Origin of the sequence: Segatella hominis (assembly GCF_004535825.1) — a bacterium.
In the GTDB taxonomy this organism is placed as follows: Bacteria; Bacteroidota; Bacteroidia; order Bacteroidales; family Bacteroidaceae; genus Prevotella; species Prevotella hominis.
In genome coordinates, this window is record NZ_SGVY01000025.1 from 17,823 (window position 1) to 40,288 (window position 22,466).

Sequence of the window (22,466 nt, forward strand, 5' to 3'; positions counted from 1 at the left end):
CGCCCTTTTTAGGTTTTGGTTTCAGTTTACTGTTGGCTTTGGTTTTATTATGTTTAGTTTATGATTCCTTATTACTCTAAAGTCAGCCAGCCATTTTCCGTCCAGTTAATCTTCTTCTGAACCAGGATGCTGGCGCCATTTTTTGCAATACTGTAACCATGACAGAAGAAGAAGTCGCCATCGGGAAAGGAGTAGGCAGAACAATGGCCCATCGCCTCAAATTCCTTCTTATCGCCTTCAAGAATCAACGTGCCACCACCATTGCGCATATCCTTACCATTCTTATCAAGATAAGGACCAGCAACATTCTTGCTTCTTCCTACTGCCACACGATAGTTGCTCTTGATGCCACGACAGCAGTAATCCCAACTCACGAAGAGATAGTAATAATCACCATGCTTCATGATGAAAGGAGCCTCTATGGCATTGGTGCCGGCAAACTTAGAGGTAGGGTTTAGTTCTGCAGAAGCATCGCCAAAAGCATGACGGCGGGCGATGGTCTGAGGCTTAGCGCCCTTCTTCACATGCATCGTCTTCTTATCGAGCTTAACCAACTGGATTCCATCCCAAAAAGACCCCCAAGCCATCCAAGGATTTCCCTTATCGTCTATCACAAAATTTGGATCAATAGCATTCCAGTTATCCCGTTTGCCTTCCGATGCGAGAATACAGCCTTCGTCCTTCCAACCATTCATATTCGCAAGCGAAGTATTACTGAGCAAGCCTATAGCTGAAGTATTCTTTCCAAAAGTAGAACAAGAATAGGCAAGATACCATTTATTCCTATAGTGGATAACATCCGGTGCCCAGATATGAGTATGAAAACCGGGCACACTATCATGAGTCCAGGCTGGTATCTCATGGTTCTTCAACACTCCCTCCCTGCACAATGTCCAATGCTTACGGTCGGCAGAAGTCATCTGCGAAATACCGTGACCAGTACTGTAAAGATAGTATTTCCCATTTTCATACGCCAGCACTGGGTCGTGAACGAAAGGAGAATCTACGACAACCTGATCCGGATGGATTTGCTGCGCCTTGGCTTCTCCTACTCTATTTACAGCAGGAGCAGCAATGATGATTGCTGCTCCCAATAGTATATCAGATATATTCATATGATTATACCTTATTATATATAAGCGAAATGATATATAGGCGAATTACCTATTTATAAATTTCTTGCCATTCACAATCACTACACCCTTGTAGTTCTTATCTACCTGCTGACCAGCCAGGTTGTACCATTTGCCATCAGTCTGCTTCTTCTGAATGATGATAGGAGCCTCTATGCCTGTAGCAATGCTGGAACCATCAATATAGGAATTCTCACCTGTAAAGAAGAGATTGAGCTTGGCTGGTTTCTCGTTGATGGTCTTGGTATAGGAATAATTATAAACCTTCTTGGTTTTCGTGGTGATAACTGCAGTCATCTTGAAAGCGCCTGTAGCTTCATATTCCACGGTCATATCAACCAAAGAACCATTCATATCCTGCACAAATGTTGACCAAGCGTAATTATTGGTGCAGCCAGTATTATTAGCTGCAATATTCTCCCAATTGTCATTGCGCAACATCACATACTCCTTATAACCAGCTGTATTATGAGCCACATTGGAAACACCCAATACCCAACTCTTAAAATTAGCTGTACCTGCAGTATAGTTATAGAACTTGAATTGTGCTTTCTTACCAGCTTTTAGCGTATATTCCTGACTATAGTTGGTATTATAAGCATTCGTTGTATTCTTTTGTGCAGATACCGGATAATAGATAGGAGTTGTTTCCTCTGCAGCCTTATTCACCGTGAGATTGTACTCCTTCGTATAACTGTAATCGCCGCAGCTGATGGTCAATGTCATCACAACATGACCATTCTTATAGACAACTCCACCAGGGGACATAACGCTTATATCGCTGGACTTCCAGGAAATCTTTGCTCCCATCAGTCCCTTGGTAGGCATCGTCTGACTGCAATTGATAGTAGCTCCATCTGCGAAAGGTACAACTATATGATCTTTAGTATAAGCGATGGAAACTTCCGGTTTTGCCTTGACTGCCCAGATTTCCTGCTGGTATGTAAAATTATTCTGTCCTATAGCAAGACTACCACTGGAAGAAGAAAGCGCAGCTATACTCAGCGTCTTGACATTCGTATAATCAACGCTTTGCTCTACTAAGACACCCCGATAAGTTACGCCACCGATTTCCAAATGGATATAGTCAGTTCCTGCGGTACGGCTCCAGGTACCGGATAAACTACCGGTAATCTTTCCATCAGCAGTCAACTGGATATTCACTGGCTTTTGATAAGCCTTGGAAGCTGCACTCTGATTATATTTGTGGCGAATGAACTGATATACACCCGGAATATCATCGTCGGCAACAGACGCCTTGGTTGCAATATCCTGATTGGTAACTTTCTCACCATTAAACTCGAATGGAGCAGCCATCAACCAGCCTTCATCATTCAGGAACAACTGGTGTACTCGTACCTGATGACCTATACTTCCATCGTTGAACTTGGTATGATAAACCACAAAAGAACGACCTTCCTTATCGGTAAAGGCGGAATTATGTCCCTGTGCAATCTCTGCAACAGGCATTGTATCCCACTGATAACCACCCATGAGCAGCACACCGCGATTGTCGCCAGCGTTGGAATCATAGTTCTTCACAGCTCTGTCATATATGGCAGTTGTTCCCCAACAATCCTTATAAGGACCTGTAGGTTTGTCTGCACGGAAAATACGCATCTGATAACCGCCATCTGGTGCAAAACCACCATAGCTCATAAAGAGAAACCAATACTTGCCAATCTTCTCTATATAGCTTGCTTCGCCTGATACATAGTGTCCACCAGCAATCTTCTTGCCGAAATATGGGTCACTGGTACAGTTGGCTGCAGCAGCTCCCGGTTGAGTCTTCACACCATTTACCTCATAATCATAGGTATATTCATAGTCACGAAGACCATTTTCCTCATTCAGTTTCAGCATGAAGATACCACCCGACCAGGAACCATATCCCATCCACAGATTACCCTCATCATCATAGAACACACAAGGGTCTATACAGTTAGGCCAGTAACTTCCCCAACTGCCCCCCACATTATAACGCTGCGGCAGAGTCGTTTCTCCTGTTGCAATCTCCAAGTCAGTATGCTTCCAGTCTTCTGCAGCAGCAAAACCATTATGCTCAAAAGTTCCCTGAAAACCTGAGAAAACGACAGGACCCTGATAAGTCCATGGACCTTCTGGACTTTTGGCAGTAAGACAAACAATGGAAGATCCCCAGTGGTCGCCATTCAAACTCATATACATACACCATTTCCTCATCTTTTTATTGTAGATGACATCTGGTGCCCACTGATTGCCTTGCACAGTATAATCTTTATATTGCCATTGGTGCGCATCAAAGTTACCGAAATCTACTTCCTTGCCCTGATAGTTTTTTACCTTCTTGATGACATGAAGCGAATAAGCATTCTTGTAATTGACAGTTCCACCAGAAGGACCGGCAAAGAGACTATTGTTGGCATCCGTACTCTCCTCACCAACCCTGAATGTAGTCCAACTGCGATAGTTGCGAGACGAATAGGTTTTTCCACGACCCAGATGCGAACCATAGACATAATACACTGGGGAAGTTTTAGAGGTAAAAGTATCTACAACAATAGAAGGATCGTGAACAGAAATACGACCGCTATAGGTACGGTTCTTATACAGATTCTGAAGTTCAGAATCTGTAAGTTGAGTCTGTGCCATTGCCGAGAAAGACAAAAGACAGAGCGTTGATAGGAAAAGTTTCTTCATATCTGTTTCTTAAGTTTAATTATTTACGATTTGTTTTTACAGACGCAAAGTTACTAATTACAAAGCAACCGAAGGTGGACAAAAGAGAATAATAGGTGGACAACTGACACCCTACTTCCGTTTTTCTCCCTAAAAACAGCCTTAGACAAAAGAATTCTTCTTCAATAAACAGCCTTAGCCTTACGGAATCTCCTTCAAGAAGCGAAAAGCCAATACTTTATACTTTACGAAATCTCCTCCTTGAAACTCGAAGGAGCCATTCCATACTGCTTGGTAAAGCAACGGGTAAAATACTTTGGATCATTGAAACCCACACGATAAGCAATCTCTGTGATATTACGGTTTGCCACATTGTCGGTAATCATTTTTCTGGCAATATCCAAGCGGTAATTGCGGATAAACTGAGAGGTAGGGAGTCCTGTCTCAGCATTCAGTTTCTTGCTGAGCACACTGCGATTCATTCCCAAGGCATCAGCCAACTCCTGGACACCAAACTCAGAATCATGGAAATTCTTCTCCATGATACTCATCACTTCATCCATGAAAGGTATGGAATTTTTCTCTACCGCCTCCTTGTCTGCTAAAACCGTCTTGTCCTGACTTTCCTGATAGCGTCGCTGATTTTCCAGAATCGCCTGAATACGGTTCTGCAACTTACCCGGCTCATCACTTTCCTTCAGAGCCGCCTCTATCGGACGGTAAAGTGCCTCTACTTCCTGTTCACGCATCTTTTCCAGGCGGCGCATATAGAGATACTGTACGGCGGCAATGATACCTATCAGGATGATAGATACAAACCACCAACTCTTCCAGAAATAAGGGGTTACACTCACCTCGATGCTCGCCACCTGTTCCTGGGAGGAAGCAATGGAAGGAGCATACTTCACCTCAAACTCATAGTCGCCAGCTGGCAAGGTGGAATAGCGTACACTGTGCTGCCCTGGCTGAAGTTGTACCCAGTCATTCTCATATCCTTTCATCCTACAGAGATAGACTCCCTGTGTCTCACTACCATAATTGAGCGCAGAGAAATGAATGGTAAATGACTTATCACTCTCATGCAAGCGGATTTTCTTGGCTAAGGAAATATCCTCATCCAGATATTTGCTGCCAGCAAGAACAGGTTGGTTATCTACGAAAAGTTCAGTAAAGCGCAGATTCTTCTGAGTATAGGAATTATGATTGAACCCCTTGACTGCCATCATTCCACAGTCCGTTCCTAAATAGATGACTCCAGAACGTGAACGGATGGCACCATTAAAATAGAACTGCGCACTCAGCAAACCATCATTCTTATAGAAACTACTGAATGTCTCGGTCTTTGGATTAAACACAGAAAGTCCATGATCAGTAGCTATCCAGAGCATCCCCTGCTGATCTTCCACGATTCCCTTTACAGTATTATTCGCCAAACCATTGGACATCGTAAAAGACCTGATTTCCTGTTTTCCAGACTGATTTGTGGAAAGACTGTACATTCCATATCCATTACTACCCATCCAAATCTTGCCATCATGAGTCTGGCAGAAAGAGAGTATTTTATCAATAACCCCACTCTCTGGATTATCCAACTTATAAGGGTGTCGCTTAACTGCAAAAAAGCGCTTACCTGAATGGCGGGATTTCAAATCCACCTCCAGATATCCTCTAATTTCTCCCATCAAAAGACGTCCATCCTGGGTAATCAGACTGCCGATACATCCAGGCACCGACAAAGCCTCTGGGAATGGAATTTCCAATTGCTTACGTTTCAAATCATAAAAGAACAGACCGACATTGGTTCCAATCCACATACCATCATTCCGCCCATCGTAAGCCAAAGCACCCACGAAATAAAGCAAATCGTGGTATTTTCCTTCTGTCAGGATACGGGAAATCTGTCCTGGATGCTGAAGATTCATGACAGCCAAACCTGATCCCCATGTACCAATCCAGAGATTTCCCTTGGAGTCGGCAGTGAGAGCAGATACACTGTTGTGCGGCAAACCGGAATTGGCTGTCGTATAATGGATAAAATGGTCGGAATGGGGCATCAGACAATTGAGACCGCCCTCGACCGTTCCTGCATAGAGCGTACCATCAGGCGCCGAATACATGGCATTGACAGCATTGGGGGAAAGACTGCCTGGATGATCAGGGTCATGACGATAGAATTCCAACTGAAGCTGGCGTGGCATCAATTTGGTAATACCACCCGCCTCCGTGCCGACCCAAATCTGTCCGTCTCGGGAAAAAAGAGAATTAACAAAGTTACTGCTCAAGGGATTGACAGGACTGCTGATATTCCAATGCTCTATTTCCTGCGTCTTATCATCAAGAATATCTACACCGCAGAGAGAGCCCACTAAAAGTTTGCCTTCCGGAGAAATCGCCAGACTTGTTACAACCTCATGCTGCAGGGAATGGCGGGTATCAGCAGAACAATGATACACTTGCTTATTACTATTGAACAAACCCTTATTGGTAGCCAGCCAGATTTTTTGATGATAATAAATCACAGCACCGGCAAAGTTATTACCCAACGGAGCAAATTGAGAAGTTAAATCTCTGGCTAACAGGCGGTTATTCTTCACATAAAACTCACTAACTTTACCCTCATTGCAGATAACGACAGTTCCCTTGCCATACACATCACATAGCCCTAAATCTGGTGCATTGAAAGGACAAGAAGCAAACAGGATGCTGTTGATCTCCCCCTTCTCATTGAAGGCAAAACGATAAATTCCTACCTGAGAAAGCATCCACATATTACCTTTTGAATCGCAATACATACGGGTACAGAATTGCTTGAGTGCCTTAGAGAGCTTTTGAGCAAGTGCCTCATTCTCACAAGGTGGAACTATAGCCTGCATGGTCTTGAGGTCTAAAACTTGCGGACCTTCCTCGAAGGCTATCCACAAGCGCCGAAACGAGTCTTCATATACATTCCTGCAATTATTGCTTCTCAACTGCACACCGATAGCCCCTAATCCAAAATTCAGAAAATCATATCCGTCATAGCGCACCAGACCGCCTCCATGTGTGCTAATCCACATATAACCATAAGAATCCTGAAAAATATCATCGGCAAAATTGTTGGGCATTCCTGATGCCATGTTGAGATAACTGGCATGATAACGATTAGGAAGGCTACCCTGAGCAAAGATGCCCAAGTTAACTATCAGAACCATTATCAATATAAACAAGTATCTCACCATATTCATTATATTCAATGCAAAAATACAAAGAATATTTGAAAAGAAAGAATTTTTAGAAAAAAAACGTCCCAATAAGCCAATCACGGCTTACTGGGACATCAATCAAAGTAATGAATATATATGTTTGATATTCAAATCAGAAATAATAAAATTCAAATCAGATATTTAGAACTCGAGCACCATTGTCTGGCGTGGACGAAGCTTCACGTTCTTATCGATAAGGACAGTACGACCATTGGTTACATCTGTAGCCTTTGCCGCATTGCCGATAATCTCTGCATAACGGCTCACATTGAGTTCGTTGGCTTCATTCTTACCATTGATGATGGTCATCACATTCTTACCCTTGTATTGACGGGCAATAACATAAACACCATTCTGAGGACAGAACTGGGTCTGCTTTCCCTTAGTAATTACCTCATTCCCCTGACGCCAATGCAAGAGATTGCTCAACCAGTTGAACATCTGGTTTTCAGCATTCGTTCTTCCTTCTGCTGTGAAAGCATTATGCTGATCACCAGTCCATCCACCAGGGAAGTCCTTACGAACATTACCATCGGTAACACTCTTAGTACCATTCATCAGAACCTCAGTACCATAATAGAGTTGAGGAGTACGGTTGACTGTCAGAAGAAGTGCCAACGCCTGCTTCAAAGCTAATGAGTCTTTTCCTTCACCCAAGAATCGGTCGGTATCATGATTTTCCACAAATGCCATCACACTCTTTGGATTAGGATAGAGATAATCGTAGCAGAATACATTGTAGATACGATTCATTCCATTCCACCAATCATCCGTCTCTTCCTTCTTGGCACTATTGATACGGTCGTAGAAGGCAAAGTCCATGACAGTCTTCAGATAACTGTTTTTCTCTGACAGTTTGCTGTCTTTCTGCCAAGCAGCCGTATAAGCAGGCTCTGTTACCCAAGTTTCACCTACGGTATTAAAGTTAGGATATTCCTGATCCAGCGTCTTCATCCACAAAGCCATGGCATCACGGTCTGCGTATGGATAAGTATCCATGCGAATACCATCTATACCCACTGTTTCAATCCACCACTCGCTGTTTTGTATAAGGTATTTGATGACATGTGGGTTGCGCTGATTCAAATCTGGCATAGAAGGCACAAACCAGCCATCTACAGTCTCCTTAAAGTCAACTTTGCTGGCATACGGATCCAAAACCGGAGTCAACTTATAGCTGGTCTGCTTATACATATCATTCACAGTGCGTGCACCATCTACAGTACCTATCTTTTTCAGATGTTCAGGAGTCTGGTATTCAGGAAGCAACCACTCTGGAGCATTAAACCAGTCTTTGGATGGCATATCAGCTACCCAAGGATGCTCAAAACCGCAATGGTTGAAAATCATATCCATCACCACCTTCAATCCCTTCTGGTGAGCCTCATCAATCAACTTTTTGTATTCAGCATTGGTACCAAAACGAGGATCTACACGATAGTAATTGGTAGTAGCATAACCATGATAAGTACTGTTCTTGCCATCATTAGGGCTATCATTCTCCAATACTGGAGTAAACCATAATGCGGTAACACCCAGTTGGTTGAAATAATCCAAATGCTGGCGGATACCTTCCAGGTCACCACCATGACGAAGACTTGGTGCCTTACGGTCGCAAGTCTTGTCTCTCATAGTCTTGAAAGCATCATTCTTAGGATTACCATTCGCAAAGCGGTCTGGCATCAACATATAGAGCACATCCTCATTGCTAAAGCCTATGCGCTTATCACCAGCCATTTCACGGTTTTTCAGTTGGTACTTCACCTTCTTGACAGACTTACCCTGCTTGAATTTCAAGGTCATTTCTCCCGCCTTTGCACCCTCTAAGTTGAGATAAACCAAGAGATAGTTAGGAGATTCGAGTTTTGCGACAGAATCGACGCGAACGCCAGGATAATCAATCTCAACATCCGCATTTCGCACGTCTTTACCATACACCATCAACTGGAGAGAAGCATCCTTCATACCTACATACCAGTCTGTTGGTTCAATGCGATCAACAGAGACCGCTGCATTCATGCTCATTGTACCCATAAGCAACATTAACGATACAAATATTTTTCTCATTTTCTTATAGATTAAGTCAATAGTAAAATTATATTTTATAATGAATTTTTCCTGATGATATCTTGAATCATTGCCAACTTTCATGCTTATTTAGCATAAAGAATCAAAGCAGACTGTGCATCTACCAAGACCTCCTTACCACTAACAGGCATACCGATACCCTCCTCATTGATGACACCATTGCAACAAGCCACATGATATTCACCCTCAGGAATAGCGACAGACTTTGCCTCACGGTTTGCATTCAAGATGACAATAATATTCTTCCAAGCGTCTATGCCTGCTAAGTTCTTGAGCATGAAAGCCACAAGGCAGCCCTCATTCTTCACCTGATTAACAGCATCAGGACTGACAGTTGGCAAGAACTCCAGGTGCTCACGAACCTTTTCTGCAGTAGCCAAACGGAATGCAGGATGATTCTTACGCAATTGGATTAAATTGCGATAATACTCAAAAACCTGTGGATATTTCTTGAGATGATCCCAGTTGAACTGATTGATGCTATCAGGAGAATTAAAACTGTTGTGAACACCCTTCTTGTCGCGCAACATTTCCTCTCCTGCCAAGATAAACGGTACACCCTGAGAAGTGAAAACTGCAGTCTGACCCAGCAAATCCAAGCGGATTAATTCAGCCAAACGATCACTTTCAGAAACAGACGGATCCTTCAAGCCAGGAATACTTGCCTTCAAACGATCTACCAGACACATATCATCATGGCAACTAACATAGCTAATCTGCTGAGTAGGATTGTTAGTCCAAGGTTTCTTGTCGTAATTTACCTTATTCATATCCACCTGTGGATGGGCAATACCACCAACGATACCAAACTTCAGGCTCTCCTCCTCTCCAGGAATACCAGCCAACAAGGCGCCCTTGGTATCATCAGAGAAAGGACCACGAAGAGCATCACGCATATCATCGCTAAAAGCACCGATGCCATGAAGTTGTGGCGTATTAGCCTTCACTGCCAACTTCTCTGTAGGATAAGCACAGCTTCCTGCGCTCCATCCTTCACCATATATATAAATAGAAGGATCTATCTCGTCAACAGCCGCACGAATCTGATTCATCGTCTCGATATCATGCACGCCCATCAGGTCGAAACGGAAACCATCAATATGATATTCATTCACCCAATATTTCACGCTCTCTATCATAAACTCACGCATCAATGGTCTTTCAGATGCAGTCTCATTGCCACAACCAGAACCATCAGAATACTTACCATCCACAGTCTTGCGATAATAATAGTCTGGATAAGTACGCTGGAAATTGCTGCCGTTGATGTCGAAAGTATGATTATATACAGCATCAAAAATCACACGGATGCCTGCCTTATGAAGTGCCTGCACCATCTGCTTGAATTCCTTGATACGGACTGCAGGGTTATATGGATCAGTAGCATAACTGCCTTCTGGTACATTATAATTCTTCGGATCATAGCCCCAGTTAAACTGTGGTTTGTCCAGTTTTGTTTCATCAACAGAAGCAAAATCAAAACAAGGCTGGAAGTGTATTGCATTGATACCCAACTTCTTAAGATATTCAATAGCTTTAGGTTCGGTAAGAGCAAGATACTTACCTTTATACTTCAAACTTGAGGTTGGAGAAATAGAAAAATCACGGAAATGCAACTCATAGATGATAAGATCAGCAGGTGATTTCAATGCAGGACGCACATCATTTTCCCAACCTTCAGGATTGGTCTGACTCAGATCGATGATGGCACCACGATTACCATTGACGCCAACAGCCTTGGCAAATGTACCCGGACATTCACCCTTTCCCATATCAAAAGTATAGAACTTTCCTTTCAAGTCACCCTTTACGGTAGCTTCCCATCGGTCCTTACCTACACTTTTCATCTTAACGGTTTTGATAGGTTTTCCCATAAAACCGTCTTTATAAATACGGATTTTTACACTCGGTTTTGCACTACTGGAAGAAACCTGAGGAGTCGCACCCGTTACACCATCTACTTCAACAGAAGCTGTAGGTGAATTCAAAGAGAAAGTAGTTTTATCCTTAGAATAGGACATTTCATTGAAAGCACCTTGTGCCATCAATGAATGGGGAACTAAAACAGCAGTCAAGGCTACTAAAAATTGATTTTTAATGCTCATACGGTTAAGTTTTTGCTAGATTGAGAGAAAATCCGAACAAGAATCATTCTCTATTTTATGTATAAATATAGACTTTCAGCTAAGCAATAGCTATTATACTATCATTTTTCTTGCATAAAACACCTATAAAAGCGTATTTTATGCAGAAATAGGCAGAACCAAACACGCTCATTTTTAGCGTATTTGATTCCACCTTGCCATTCGGTCGGAAATACAGAAAATACGGCGAATATAAAAGCACTGTTTTTTCATGAATTTCACAACCAAAGTACACCAGTTAAAATTTTAAAGTTTATTTTGCAAGCAATGAGATGGCAAAACCACCACCACGAGCTTCTTTAATCTTCAAAACATCACCCTTCTTCACAGTCTTGTGAATAATCTGATAAGACTTAGGGTTCTTTTCATAATCAGCATTCTTGCCATCCTGATAAATAGCGCAATCATACTTCTTGCCCTTATCGAGGAAGTCAAGCTTTACTACTGAAGTACGGGCAGCATCAGTCTTGCCACCAACAAACCAGTTGTTAGTACCCTTAGCCTTACGAGCAACAGTAATATACTTAGCAGGTTCAGCCTCCAAATACTTAGAATCATCCCAATCGCAAGCTACATCACGAATGAACTGGAAGGCATCATCATACTTCTCATAATGCTCAGGTAAGTCGGCAGCCATCTGCAAAGGACTGTACATCACGAGGTAAAGAGAAAGCTGACCGCAGAGAGTAGAATGCACATAACTCTGATTGTTACTCCACTCAGAAAGTTTAGTCTCGAAGATACCTGGAGTATAATCCATAGGACCACCCTGCAAACGGGTGAATGGCAACATCACGGTATGATAAGGAACAGAACCGCCAAATGCCTCATACTCAGTACCTCTTGCACTCTCATTACCCACCAGGTTAGGCCAGGTACGGCAGATACCAGTAGGACGGGTAGCCTCATGAGCGTTCACCATAATATGATGCTTAGCAGCAGTCTCGACGACACGCTGATAGTGATTATTCATCAACTGGCTGTAGTGATACTCACCTCTTGGAATGATGTCACCCACATAACCAGTCTTCACTGCATCATAACCATACTTGTTCATCAGATTGAAGGCATTTTCCAAATGACGCTCATAGTTGAGTGCTGCAGAAGAGGTCTCGTGGTGCATCATCAACTTAACACCCTTAGAGTGCGCATAATCATTGAGCATCTTGATATCGAAGTCAGGATAAGGAGTCACGAAATCAAAGACATCCAGTTTCTGATGACCGAACCAGTCTTCCCATCCTTCGTTCCAACCTTCAACCAATACTTCCTGCAAACCATTCTTTGCAGCAAAGTCAATATAGCACTTCACTTCCTCATTGGTAGCACCATGAGTACCATTAGGCTTACACTTGCTATAATCAGTAACACCCAGACGAACAGAAGGAAGATCATTCGTATAACTCCATGTCTTGGTACCTACAATCATGTTCCACCATACACCACAGTACTTGGTAGGGTGAATCCAGGAAGTATCCTCTATCTTACAAGGTTCATTGAGGTTCAATGTCAACTTGCAAGAAAGCATATCACGCGCATCATCACTCACGAGAACAGTACGCCAAGGTGTATTGAATGGAGTCTGGATAAAGCCCTTGCGACCTACAGCATCAGGAGTCAACCAAGACTCAAGCACGAGATTCTTCTCGTCGAGGTTGAGGTGCATGGTAGGATAATCCAGACAAGCAGCCTCATGGATATTGATATAAAGACCATCCTTTGTCTTCAACTGCAGGGAAGTCTGCACGCCCGTATCAGAGAAAACAGTAGTAGAAGAATTACTCTTATATTTCTCACGATTAGCAGCGATGATAGGACGGATACCAGTCAGCGGAGTGATGTTGTACTCATACTCCTGTGTATCATAATCACCTGGAATCCAGTATGCAGTATGATCACCAGCCATTGCAAACTGAGTGTGCTCCTCCTGAATCACGAAGTAATTCAAAGATTCCTGCTGAGGAAACTCATAGCGCAAGCCCATACCGTAATCATAGACACGGAAACGGATGGTAATGTTACGATTGGAAGAAGCCTGATTGAGGTTTACCTCCAACTCATTGTAATGATTGCGAATGGTGGAAGTTTCACCCCAGACAGGTTTCCAAGTCTCATCAAAAGTAGAAGTCTTGCTACCGGTCTCGGTAAAACCATCCATCAAATCCGTTTCTTCCATCCCCTTAGAGGCATGCTTATCCTTTGCTAACTCCAAACCGAGATGAGAAGGCTTACAGACAGTCTTGCCTTTGTAACTCATCTCATAAGTAGGCTGTCCATTACCTGTCAGGGAGAAGGTCAAAGACACATTCCCGTCTGGAGACTTGACGGTCTGAGCTGCTGCAAACATAGGGAGCAACAAGCCCATAAGTAAAACACTGATTTTCTTCATATTTATTGCTATTGTTTTCTACAGTGCAAAATTAGTAAAATCTTGGAAATACACCATATTATAATTTACAATAAATCAAAAAGGGGGTGTGCAAACGTTTGCACACCCCTCGTTCTTTTCCCAAAAAACTAACTAAAAACCATTCAATTCTAAGCAAAAGCTATTTCAAACTAACGAGAAACGTTTCAATGCTTTTAAAGAAATCTTAGTTTCTTCCAGCCTGTGAAATCATTTCTGTCAACTGATTCATGAAAGCAGCATCCTTTGCCAGATCCTCGATATTAAGGTGCATACGATAGCGCCAGTAATGCTTAGGATTAGCAGGGATATTGATACGCTCTGCATTCGCATCAGGCAAGCGGAGACTCTCGTCGATAGCAAGCCAATCCTGAATACTCAACACACAGAGCATAGAAGGAGAGGTCAGATGACGTGAGATAATATCCTTGGCAAGCCAACCTGGGAGCGGATGAGGAGCAGGACCCTGACGATAGAGCATCGTATTATAATACTCTTGAGTACGCTGGATATTCTCATCCCACCACTGACGGAGGGTAGGCATATCATGACTTGAAATGGTACAAACCGAGCGATAAGGATTACGGCTCAGATGGCCGAACTTCACAGAAGGATCCTTAGGCATGCTCTGCAGCTCCAGGCTCAAGATCTTCAACTCATTCATTACCCATGGCACACAATCAGGCACCATTCCGAGGTCTTCGGCACATACCAACATACGAGTAGCCTGAACCAACTTAGGCAATTTCTTCATCGCCTCACCATACCAATACTGGTTGTTGCGACGATAGAAGTAATCATTATAAAGACGATTGAACGCAGCCTTGTCGTTATCATAAAGTGACTCAAATATGAAATCAAACTGAGCCGAGATACGTGGGTGGAACAATCCCGGATTACGATGATCACGAACGAAGAGCACATCGCTAATCAGAGCATAGAGACCATCACGGAGCCAGATATCCTTCTGAGCGGTAGCACCTTCAAACAAAGCTTCCACCTTGCGCTGGCTATTCACCTCCGGTTTCATCTGATAACGCTCGTCATCCAAGCGGTCGAGATATTTCTCCTTCACTTCGTCAGCACGCTCATGGAACATGCGGTTCAGAACCCAGTCGGTAATGAAAGGACGGGTGAATCTATCCTCCTGGAAATTAAGGCCATAAGAACGAATCTCATCTGCCGTCATTCCCAACGCAGGAGCAAACTGACCCAGCAATCCGTGAACAGAATCTACAGGAATCTCCCAGATACGGAAGAAACCGAGTACATGGTCGATACGGTAAGCATCAAAGTACAGAGACATGTTCTGGAAGCGGCGAACCCACCACTGGCAACCATCCTTCAACATTTCATGCCAGTTGTAAGTAGGGAATCCCCAGTTCTGGCCATTTGCAGAGAAATCATCAGGTGGAGCACCCGCCTGTCCATTGAGATTGAAGTACTTAGGCTCCACCCACACATCACAGCTATAGCGGTTTACACCGATAGGAATATCACCCTTCAGAATAACACCCTTTGCCATAGCATGCTCGTGAGCCGCCTTCATCTGTGTATTTAATACATACTGTACGAAGTAGAAGAATTCCACCTCCTTGTATGCTTTGCTCTTAGAATCGCTCAATGATTTACGCTCAGCTTCATCCCATACCTTATGGTCTGGCCACTGAGAGAAATCGGCAGTGCCATACTTGTCACGCAAGTAAGAATACTGTGCGTAAGGCACAAGCCACTGTTCTGTTTCCTGAAAAAATGCCTGAAAATCAGCACTCTTTAACATTTGTTTTCCTTCCTGTTCGAAGATTTGGTGCAAATAGTTTATCTTGAAATCATTTACTTTCTCATAATCTATCTGAGGGAGCGCATTGAGTTCTGCTCTCGTCTTTTCAGCCTCAGCGCGCTTCTTGGCATCCTTCAACTCTGGTAATGCAAGAAGATCTGCATACTGAGGATGAATAGCGAAGACACTGATACAGCTGTACGGATAAGAGTCTGTCCAGGTATGCGTGATAGTCGTATCATTGATAGGCAAAAGCTGAAGAACCTTCTGACCGGTTTTAGCCACCAGATCGATCATGCTCTTGAGATCACCGAAATCACCAATACCGGCACTCTTCTTACTTCTGAGTGAGAAGACAGGCACCAATGTACCCGCCAGCTTACGGTTCCAACGCTCCAGGAACGACTGGCTCAACTCATAAGAAATCAACGTACCGCTCTTCATCTCAGGGATTTCAATAGAACGGTTGTAACCTGTTTCCCAAAGACATTCCTTCTTTTCATTGAGCGCTACGAACTTGAATTCCAGATAGTTGACAGCTAAAGTCTCCACATTGATATCAACAGTCCACTCATTGTAAGCCTGCTGAACCATAGGAAGAGCATGGTTTTTGTCCCAAGCACCGAGTGCAGGATCAGAACCTACTACTGCTAAACGTTCACCCTCACGAAGTTGTGGAGCACGAACAATCAGGCGGATCGTCTTAGCAAAGGAATGCTCCTTCACCTTGCCTGGTTGCTGATGGTTGATGCAGTCAGTAAAGGCGCTGCTATAGAGGTAAGAATCCTCAGGAATATCATGCCAACGGTCATACAAAGTATAATCACTGGCACGCTCAGCCGTACAGTTCAACTGATGCCTCAACAATTGCCATTCAGCCTTGGTGCAAAAGCCATCTCTACTTACACTATAAAAGTAGGAATTGTTCTTAGACTTTGGGGTACCATCCCAATCGAATGACCAGCGAGAGCCATCCTCAGTCCCCATTTTATACTGGACCTCCTTCCCATCAACTGTCATATTCAAAACGAGTTCCTCGCCATAGACAGTTTTATAATCTATATTAAAATGAAACACCATAAGATACAAAGGTTATTATTTACGCTGCGAAGGTAATATTTTTTATCGAAAAATCAAACACTTTTTTGCACAAAAATTGAAAAAAGGTTGCGCAATCGGTTGCACAACCTTACTGTTTAATACATTTACTTATCTTCTACTTATTTCTTATTTTTCCTTGATGAAGGAAACAGATAAAGCGCCGCATATCAGCAAGATACCAGCCACTATCATCATGTCACTCTGATGAGAACCCACCAGGCTCAAAACAGCACCACCACAGATGGCAGCTACAATCTGAGGAATACAAATCGTTCCATTGAAAAGGCCCAGATAAGCACCCATGTGTCCATATCCCTGCAGGGCATTGGTAACAAAAGTGAAAGGCATTGCCAACATGGCTGCCCAACCGGCGCCAATCATCAGGAATGAAATAAACTGCAGATATGGGTCATGCAGGAAAGGAATCAGGGCGAAACCGATACCACCAATGACCAGACTGACCGCATAAGCCATCTTGGTATTCTTAAACTGAGGCAGCACAACCGCCCAAAGCACACTACCCACAGCCTGAACAGCAAAGAGGATACCTACCCAGTTGCCAGCCTCCTGGAATGCCTCGGAAGTAGGATCGGTAGTATTCCAAACCGTCTCAGCAATGGCACCTGTAGAATAATTCCAGAGATAAAGGAAACCAGCCCAGCAGAAGAACTGCACAAGACCCACCTTCCAGAAAGTAGCAGGCGCTTTGCGGAGCAAAGTAATCCAATCAGCCTTGTCTTCAGAAGCATCTTCACTCTTCACTTCATTATATTCTGCATACTGCTGAGGATTCCACTCCTTCACCTTCATCGTAGTATAGATAACGCAAAGAATCAGAATAGCAGCACCGATATAGAATGACCAGATCACAGAATCAGGAACCACACCCTTATCAGCCACATTCTTGATACCCAAGAAAGTAAAGAGGAATGGGAAAATATAACCAGCCACAGAACCGGCATTGCAGAGGAAACTCTGGATAGAGTAAGCTTTCGCCTTCTGCTTCTCATTGACCATATCACCCACCAGCATCTTGAAAGGCTGCATCGCCATATTGATACTTGTATCCAAGAACATCAGGGCTATCAAACCGAAAAGCATCGCACCGCTCACCGTCAATCCGAGCGAACCGGCATTAGGCAGCAGGCACATCACCAATACAGCCACCGAAGCACCAATAAATAAGTAAGGTATTCGACGACCGAAGCGGCACCAGGTTTTATCGCTCAAAGTACCGACGATAGGTTGCACCAGGATTCCCATCAGCGGAGGGAGGATCCAGAAATAACTCAAGTTGTGTGGGTCTGCACCCAACGTTGCAAAAATTCGGGATATATTGGCGCTCTGAAGGGCGTAGGCAATCTGTACCCCGAAGAATCCGAAGCTTAAATTCCAAAGCTTCCAGAAACTCAAATCAGGTTTTTGTGTCATATTATTTTTGTTTTAAATTTTTTCCGTATTCAACCATTCGCCACACATTATCGGGTAGTACCTCTCACCACCAATCTTGTTCTGACGACTCTCTTCTCCACCTCATCCACAGGAATGGATCCTTCCACCTGTCCAATGAGAATATTGGCGGCCTCCTCTCCCACGGCAATACCCCGCTGCTCCACCGTAGTGAGCATCGGGTCGGAAGCCTTGGCACGGTCACCGTTTGTAAATCCGCAGACACTAATTTCTTCCGGCACCTTATACCCCATACGCTTGGCAGTATAGAGAATACCGATAGCCGTATCATCATTGATGGCAAAGAATGCATCCGGACGATCTTCTGTTTCAAGAATCTCTGGTGTGAGCGCCTCAGCCTGTGCACGGTTGTCACAGATCTTCACCCAGTCTGGATTTTCCTTCAGTCCATGTTTTAGGAGTGCATCCCGATAGCCGTTGTAGCGGTTTTTGGAAATCTCCATATTCATCGGCGAACCATAGAATGCAATTTTCTTGCATCCGGTATCTATCAGATGAGTGACGGCAGTGAAAGCTCCCATGTAGTCATCTACAACCACACGAGAACAGTTCACGCCTGTACATATTCTATCATAGAATACGAGCGGTACACCATTATCCATCAATTTTTGGAAATGATCATACTGCTTGGTGTCCTTGGCCTGAGAGACGATAATGCCGCACACCTTATTCTTATAGAAGTCTTCACAAATAGCCACTTCCTTATCATACCGTTCGTTACTCTGCGCCACCATCACACGATAGCCGCGGGCACGCGCCTCTTCCTCTATGCCAGAGACAACAGACATAAAGTAATAATGTACGAACTCCGGTACGATAACTCCAATTACCTTCATCGGCTGTACCTTACTATGTCGCAGGGCTTCACCGATCACGTTCGGATAGAAGTTGTGCGCCCTGGCATAAGCCTGGATACGCTCCTTCTGAGCAGCACTGATACGAGGGCTGTTCTTCAACGCTCTACTCACCGTAGCTATGCTACATCCGAGATCGCGCGCGATATCTTTCATTGTTATGGGTACAATTTCTTTCATAATTGTTTTTAGTTACAATGCAAAATTAGACAAATATCCGTTAAGTCGGACCATTTCGTTGATGTAAATCAAGAAAAAGCTGTGCAAACGTTTGCACTAAAGAAATAACGGAATTAACTAAAAAATAGTACAACGTATCGAAAAAGAATTTAATTTTGCACTCAGAAAGTCTGAGAATGCCGTAAAAAAGCATGCAAAGAGGATGCAAATCCGCTTTCTGCCACCTTATAAATATAAAGAACCTAACAAACAATGATTTCCTAACGAAACCGCAAGTAAAGGTAAATGTAGTTAAAGTGTGGCCGAGACTAAAAACAATAATAAACATTAATTATACATTAACTTAAAAATCAAGCAAATGATGAAGCAGGTAAAAATTAAATTGCCTCTCAGAGCGTTGACCCTTGCAAGTGGTCTTCTCCTGACAGCGAGTTCCTTTGCACAATCTGGTGCTATTAAGGGACAAGTGAAAGATGCTTCTGGTGAGCCTGTCATGGGTGCTACCATTACTGCTAACGGTAAGACCGTAGGTATTACCGACATGGATGGTAACTTCTCTATCGATGCAGCTCCTGGTACTAACCTAACTTTCACCTATTTGGGTATGACCCCAAAAACCGTTCAAGCAAGCAAGAGCATGATTATTACCATGATTGATGACTCTAAGGCATTGAACGAAGTCGTTGTTATCGGTTATGGTCGCGCAAAGAAAAACGACTTGACAGGTTCTGTTACAGCTATCAAGCCTGATGAGATGTCAAAGGGTATCACAAGCAGTGCCTCAGATATGTTGGTAGGTAAGATTGCCGGTGTGGACGTACAGACTGGTGGTGGTCAGCCTGGTTCTGGCGCACAGATTCGTATCCGTGGTGGTGCTTCTCTGAGTGCTTCTAATGACCCTCTCTACGTAATCGATGGTTTGGCTATTGACAACAACAACCTTACTGGTACAAGTAACGTCTTGGCTATGATTAACCCTAACGATATCGAGAGTTTCACCGTATTGAAAGACGCTTCCGCTACCGCTATTTATGGTTCTCGTGCATCTAATGGTGTCATCATCATTACAACCAAGAAGGGACGTTCTGGACAGAAACCAACTGTTACCTATAATGGCGATGTTACAGTATCTACCATCCAGAAGAAATATGAGGTAATGAACGCCAGCGATTATAAGCAGGCTCTTACCACTTTAGGTATCGACACAAGCGGTTTGGGTACAGCTGATACCGATTGGCAGGATGAGATTTTCCGTACAGCCATCTCTACCAAGCACAGCCTCAGCATTCAGGGCGGTTTGAAGGATATGCCATATCGAATTGGTTTAGGTTACGATGACAACAATGGTATCGTCAAGACTACTTGGATGAAGCGTTTCAATACTTCTGTCAATTTGGCTCCTTCCTTCCTCAATAAGCACTTGAACGTCAACTTCACAACGAAGTATATGTTCGAGAAGGATCGCTATGCTAGTTTTGGTGATGCCATCGGTGCTGCACTGACCATGGATCCTACACAGCCTGTTCGTGTAAGCGACCCTATGTACAATTGCGTAGGTGGATATTTCCAGTATCTGGACAATGCGGGTAACACAATTACTGATCCTAACTGGACAAAGATTGCCAAGGCTCAAGTACCTCAAAACCCAGTGGCTCTCCTCGACAACCAAAAGATAATGGCCAACACCCATGACATTACATCAAATCTTGAGGTGGACTATAAGATTCATGGTTTCGAAGACTTGCATTTACATGCTGCTATAGGTGCACAGTACACAGATGCCAAGCAGCACAATGATATAAACAAGTATTCTTCTTCTAATAACTATTTTGGTTATTACAAGACAGACCATCAATACAAATACAGCATCGAAGGAAAAGCTTTTGCCGAATATGCCCACAAGTTTGGTGTACACGACATCGACATCATGGCAGGTGCTGAGCAGAGCCACTTCCACAGAGTAAGCTATAACTTCGGAAGCGGTATTGATGAGTACTTGAGAGATAACAATCCACAGATGGTTGATGGTGAATGGAACTATGTAAATAACCCTACATATCAGAAGAACACCATGTGGAAGAGTCACAACTCTTTGGTATCTTACTTCGGACGTTTCAACTATAACCTGTTAGATCGTTATCTGCTTACAGCTACATTCCGTGCCGATGGTTCTTCTCGTTTCAGAGATGGCAAGAAGTGGGGTTACTTCCCAGCAGCAGCTTTTGCATGGAAAATCAACAACGAGCCTTTCCTCAAGAATGTAAAATGGATTGACGAATTGAAACTCCGCTTGGGCTGGGGTAAGACTGGTCAGCAGAATGGTATTGATGACTTCTACTATGCTCCTGTATATACCATCAGTGATACATATGCACAGTATCCATTTGGTGACAAATATTACACAACAATGCGCCCATCCAAGTACAATCCAGACTTGACATGGGAGAAGACTACAACTTACAATGGAGGTCTCGACTTCACCGCTCTCAATGGCCGTTTCGGCTTTAATGTAGATGGTTACTATCGTAAGACTACCGACCTTTTGGCAACCGTTGCCATTGCTGGTGGTACCAACTTTGGCGACCAACTCTTGAAGAACATCGGTTCTGTAGAAAACTATGGTGTAGAATTGGCATTCAATGTAAAACCTATCGTTACCAAGGACTTCGTATGGGATGTAACCTACAACGTAGGATGGAACCACAACGAAATCACTAAGTTGGAGGCTGGTTTACAAGACTGGACTTGGACAGGCAGCAAGGTATCTCGTGGTAACAACACTTTGGTACAGGTAAACAAGGTTGGCGAGCCTCTCAATTCATTCTATGTTTTCCAGCAGGTTTACGACGAGAATGGCAAACCTATCGAGGGATTGTATGTTGACCGTGACGGTAATGGAAAGATTGATAATGACGACCGTTATTGCTACAAGAACCCTGCTCCTGATGTAATCATGGGTCTCACCACTAAGTTCATCTATAAGAACTGGGACTTCAGTGCAGCTTTCCATGCTTCTATCGGCAACTATGTGTATTACGATTTCCTGAACTCCAAAGCTGAGTTGATGAAAATCAATGAAACTAACCTCTTCAGAAACACAACAGCAGAAGCCGTCGAACTTGGCTTTAAGGGTACAACTGATCTCACGACCAATGCCAGCGACTACTTCGTACGCAATGCGTCTTACCTGAAGTGTAGCAACATGACTTTGGGATATAGCTTCCCTGCATTGATCAAGACTGGTGCCGAGAAGATTTGCAGTGGACGTATCTACTTCACTGTTCAGAATCCATTCATCATTACCAAGTATAAGGGTATCGACCCAGAGGTAAGCAGTGGTATCGATAGCAATCCTTACCCACGTCCAATAAGCTTCCAGCTTGGTTTGAATCTTAACTTCTAAAATACA

10 protein-coding genes are annotated in these 22,466 nt (G+C 43.5%); 1 reads left to right on the top strand and 9 read right to left on the bottom strand.

Annotated features, from left to right (window positions below):
* Nucleotides 1–71: 71 nt before the first annotated feature.
* From EXN75_RS10020 to EXN75_RS10060, 9 genes are all read right to left on the bottom strand, one after another.
* Nucleotides 72–1,115 (bottom strand): family 43 glycosylhydrolase, encoded by a 1,044-nt coding sequence (locus EXN75_RS10020; protein ID WP_134843690.1) that lies wholly within the window; start codon nucleotides 1,113–1,115, stop codon nucleotides 72–74.
* Nucleotides 1,116–1,160: 45 nt separating this feature from the next.
* Nucleotides 1,161–3,812, bottom strand: a complete 2,652-nt coding sequence (locus EXN75_RS10025; protein WP_134843691.1) for a glycoside hydrolase family 43 protein — start codon at nucleotides 3,810–3,812, stop codon at nucleotides 1,161–1,163.
* A 224-nt stretch (nucleotides 3,813–4,036) separates the two neighbouring features.
* Entirely contained in the window at nucleotides 4,037–6,982 is a 2,946-nt protein-coding gene (locus EXN75_RS10030) for a two-component regulator propeller domain-containing protein (RefSeq protein WP_246031362.1), read from the bottom strand.
* Nucleotides 6,983–7,174: 192 nt separating this feature from the next.
* Nucleotides 7,175–9,100: a glycoside hydrolase family 13 protein gene (locus EXN75_RS10035; protein ID WP_134843693.1), complete on the bottom strand. Its 1,926-nt coding sequence runs from the start codon at nucleotides 9,098–9,100 to the stop codon at nucleotides 7,175–7,177.
* Between the two features lie 86 nt (nucleotides 9,101–9,186).
* On the bottom strand, nucleotides 9,187–11,226 hold the full coding sequence (gene pulA / locus EXN75_RS10040) for a type I pullulanase (RefSeq protein ID WP_134843694.1): 2,040 nt from the start codon (nucleotides 11,224–11,226) through the stop codon (nucleotides 9,187–9,189).
* 292 nt (nucleotides 11,227–11,518) lie between these two features.
* Nucleotides 11,519–13,654 carry a glycoside hydrolase family 97 protein gene (locus EXN75_RS10045; RefSeq protein WP_134843695.1) on the bottom strand — a complete coding sequence of 712 codons (2,136 nt, stop codon included), beginning with the start codon at nucleotides 13,652–13,654 and terminating at the stop codon, nucleotides 11,519–11,521.
* Between the two features lie 205 nt (nucleotides 13,655–13,859).
* Nucleotides 13,860–16,532 (bottom strand): 4-alpha-glucanotransferase, encoded by a 2,673-nt coding sequence (locus EXN75_RS10050; RefSeq protein ID WP_134843696.1) that lies wholly within the window; start codon nucleotides 16,530–16,532, stop codon nucleotides 13,860–13,862.
* Nucleotides 16,533–16,679: 147 nt separating this feature from the next.
* The gene (locus EXN75_RS10055) at nucleotides 16,680–17,984 is read right to left on the bottom strand and encodes an MFS transporter (RefSeq protein ID WP_134843697.1); all 1,305 of its coding nucleotides are present in this window, start codon (nucleotides 17,982–17,984) and stop codon (nucleotides 16,680–16,682) included.
* Nucleotides 17,985–18,031: 47 nt separating this feature from the next.
* Complete coding sequence (locus EXN75_RS10060; protein ID WP_134843698.1) at nucleotides 18,032–19,057, bottom strand: LacI family DNA-binding transcriptional regulator; 1,026 nt, start codon at nucleotides 19,055–19,057, stop codon at nucleotides 18,032–18,034.
* A gap of 361 nt (nucleotides 19,058–19,418) precedes the next feature.
* Here EXN75_RS10060 and EXN75_RS10065 point away from each other — a divergent pair, with 361 nt between their 5' ends.
* Nucleotides 19,419–22,460: a SusC/RagA family TonB-linked outer membrane protein gene (locus tag EXN75_RS10065; RefSeq protein WP_134843713.1), complete on the top strand. Its 3,042-nt coding sequence runs from the start codon at nucleotides 19,419–19,421 to the stop codon at nucleotides 22,458–22,460.
* Nucleotides 22,461–22,466: the final 6 nt, after the last annotated feature.

What these genes read in the sequence shown, in the direction of transcription:
- EXN75_RS10020 (WP_134843690.1), bottom strand. Translation starts at nt 1,115, where the DNA reads ATGAATATATCTGATATACTATTGGGAGCAGCAATCATCATTGCTGCT.
- EXN75_RS10025 (WP_134843691.1), bottom strand. Translation starts at nt 3,812, where the DNA reads ATGAAGAAACTTTTCCTATCAACGCTCTGTCTTTTGTCTTTCTCGGCA.
- EXN75_RS10030 (WP_246031362.1), bottom strand. Translation starts at nt 6,982, where the DNA reads ATGGTTCTGATAGTTAACTTGGGCATCTTTGCTCAGGGTAGCCTTCCT.
- EXN75_RS10035 (WP_134843693.1), bottom strand. Translation starts at nt 9,100, where the DNA reads ATGAGAAAAATATTTGTATCGTTAATGTTGCTTATGGGTACAATGAGC.
- pulA (WP_134843694.1), bottom strand. Translation starts at nt 11,226, where the DNA reads ATGAGCATTAAAAATCAATTTTTAGTAGCCTTGACTGCTGTTTTAGTT.
- EXN75_RS10045 (WP_134843695.1), bottom strand. Translation starts at nt 13,654, where the DNA reads ATGAAGAAAATCAGTGTTTTACTTATGGGCTTGTTGCTCCCTATGTTT.
- EXN75_RS10050 (WP_134843696.1), bottom strand. Translation starts at nt 16,532, where the DNA reads ATGGTGTTTCATTTTAATATAGATTATAAAACTGTCTATGGCGAGGAA.
- EXN75_RS10055 (WP_134843697.1), bottom strand. Translation starts at nt 17,984, where the DNA reads ATGACACAAAAACCTGATTTGAGTTTCTGGAAGCTTTGGAATTTAAGC.
- EXN75_RS10060 (WP_134843698.1), bottom strand. Translation starts at nt 19,057, where the DNA reads ATGAAAGAAATTGTACCCATAACAATGAAAGATATCGCGCGCGATCTC.
- EXN75_RS10065 (WP_134843713.1), top strand. Translation starts at nt 19,419, where the DNA reads ATGAAGCAGGTAAAAATTAAATTGCCTCTCAGAGCGTTGACCCTTGCA.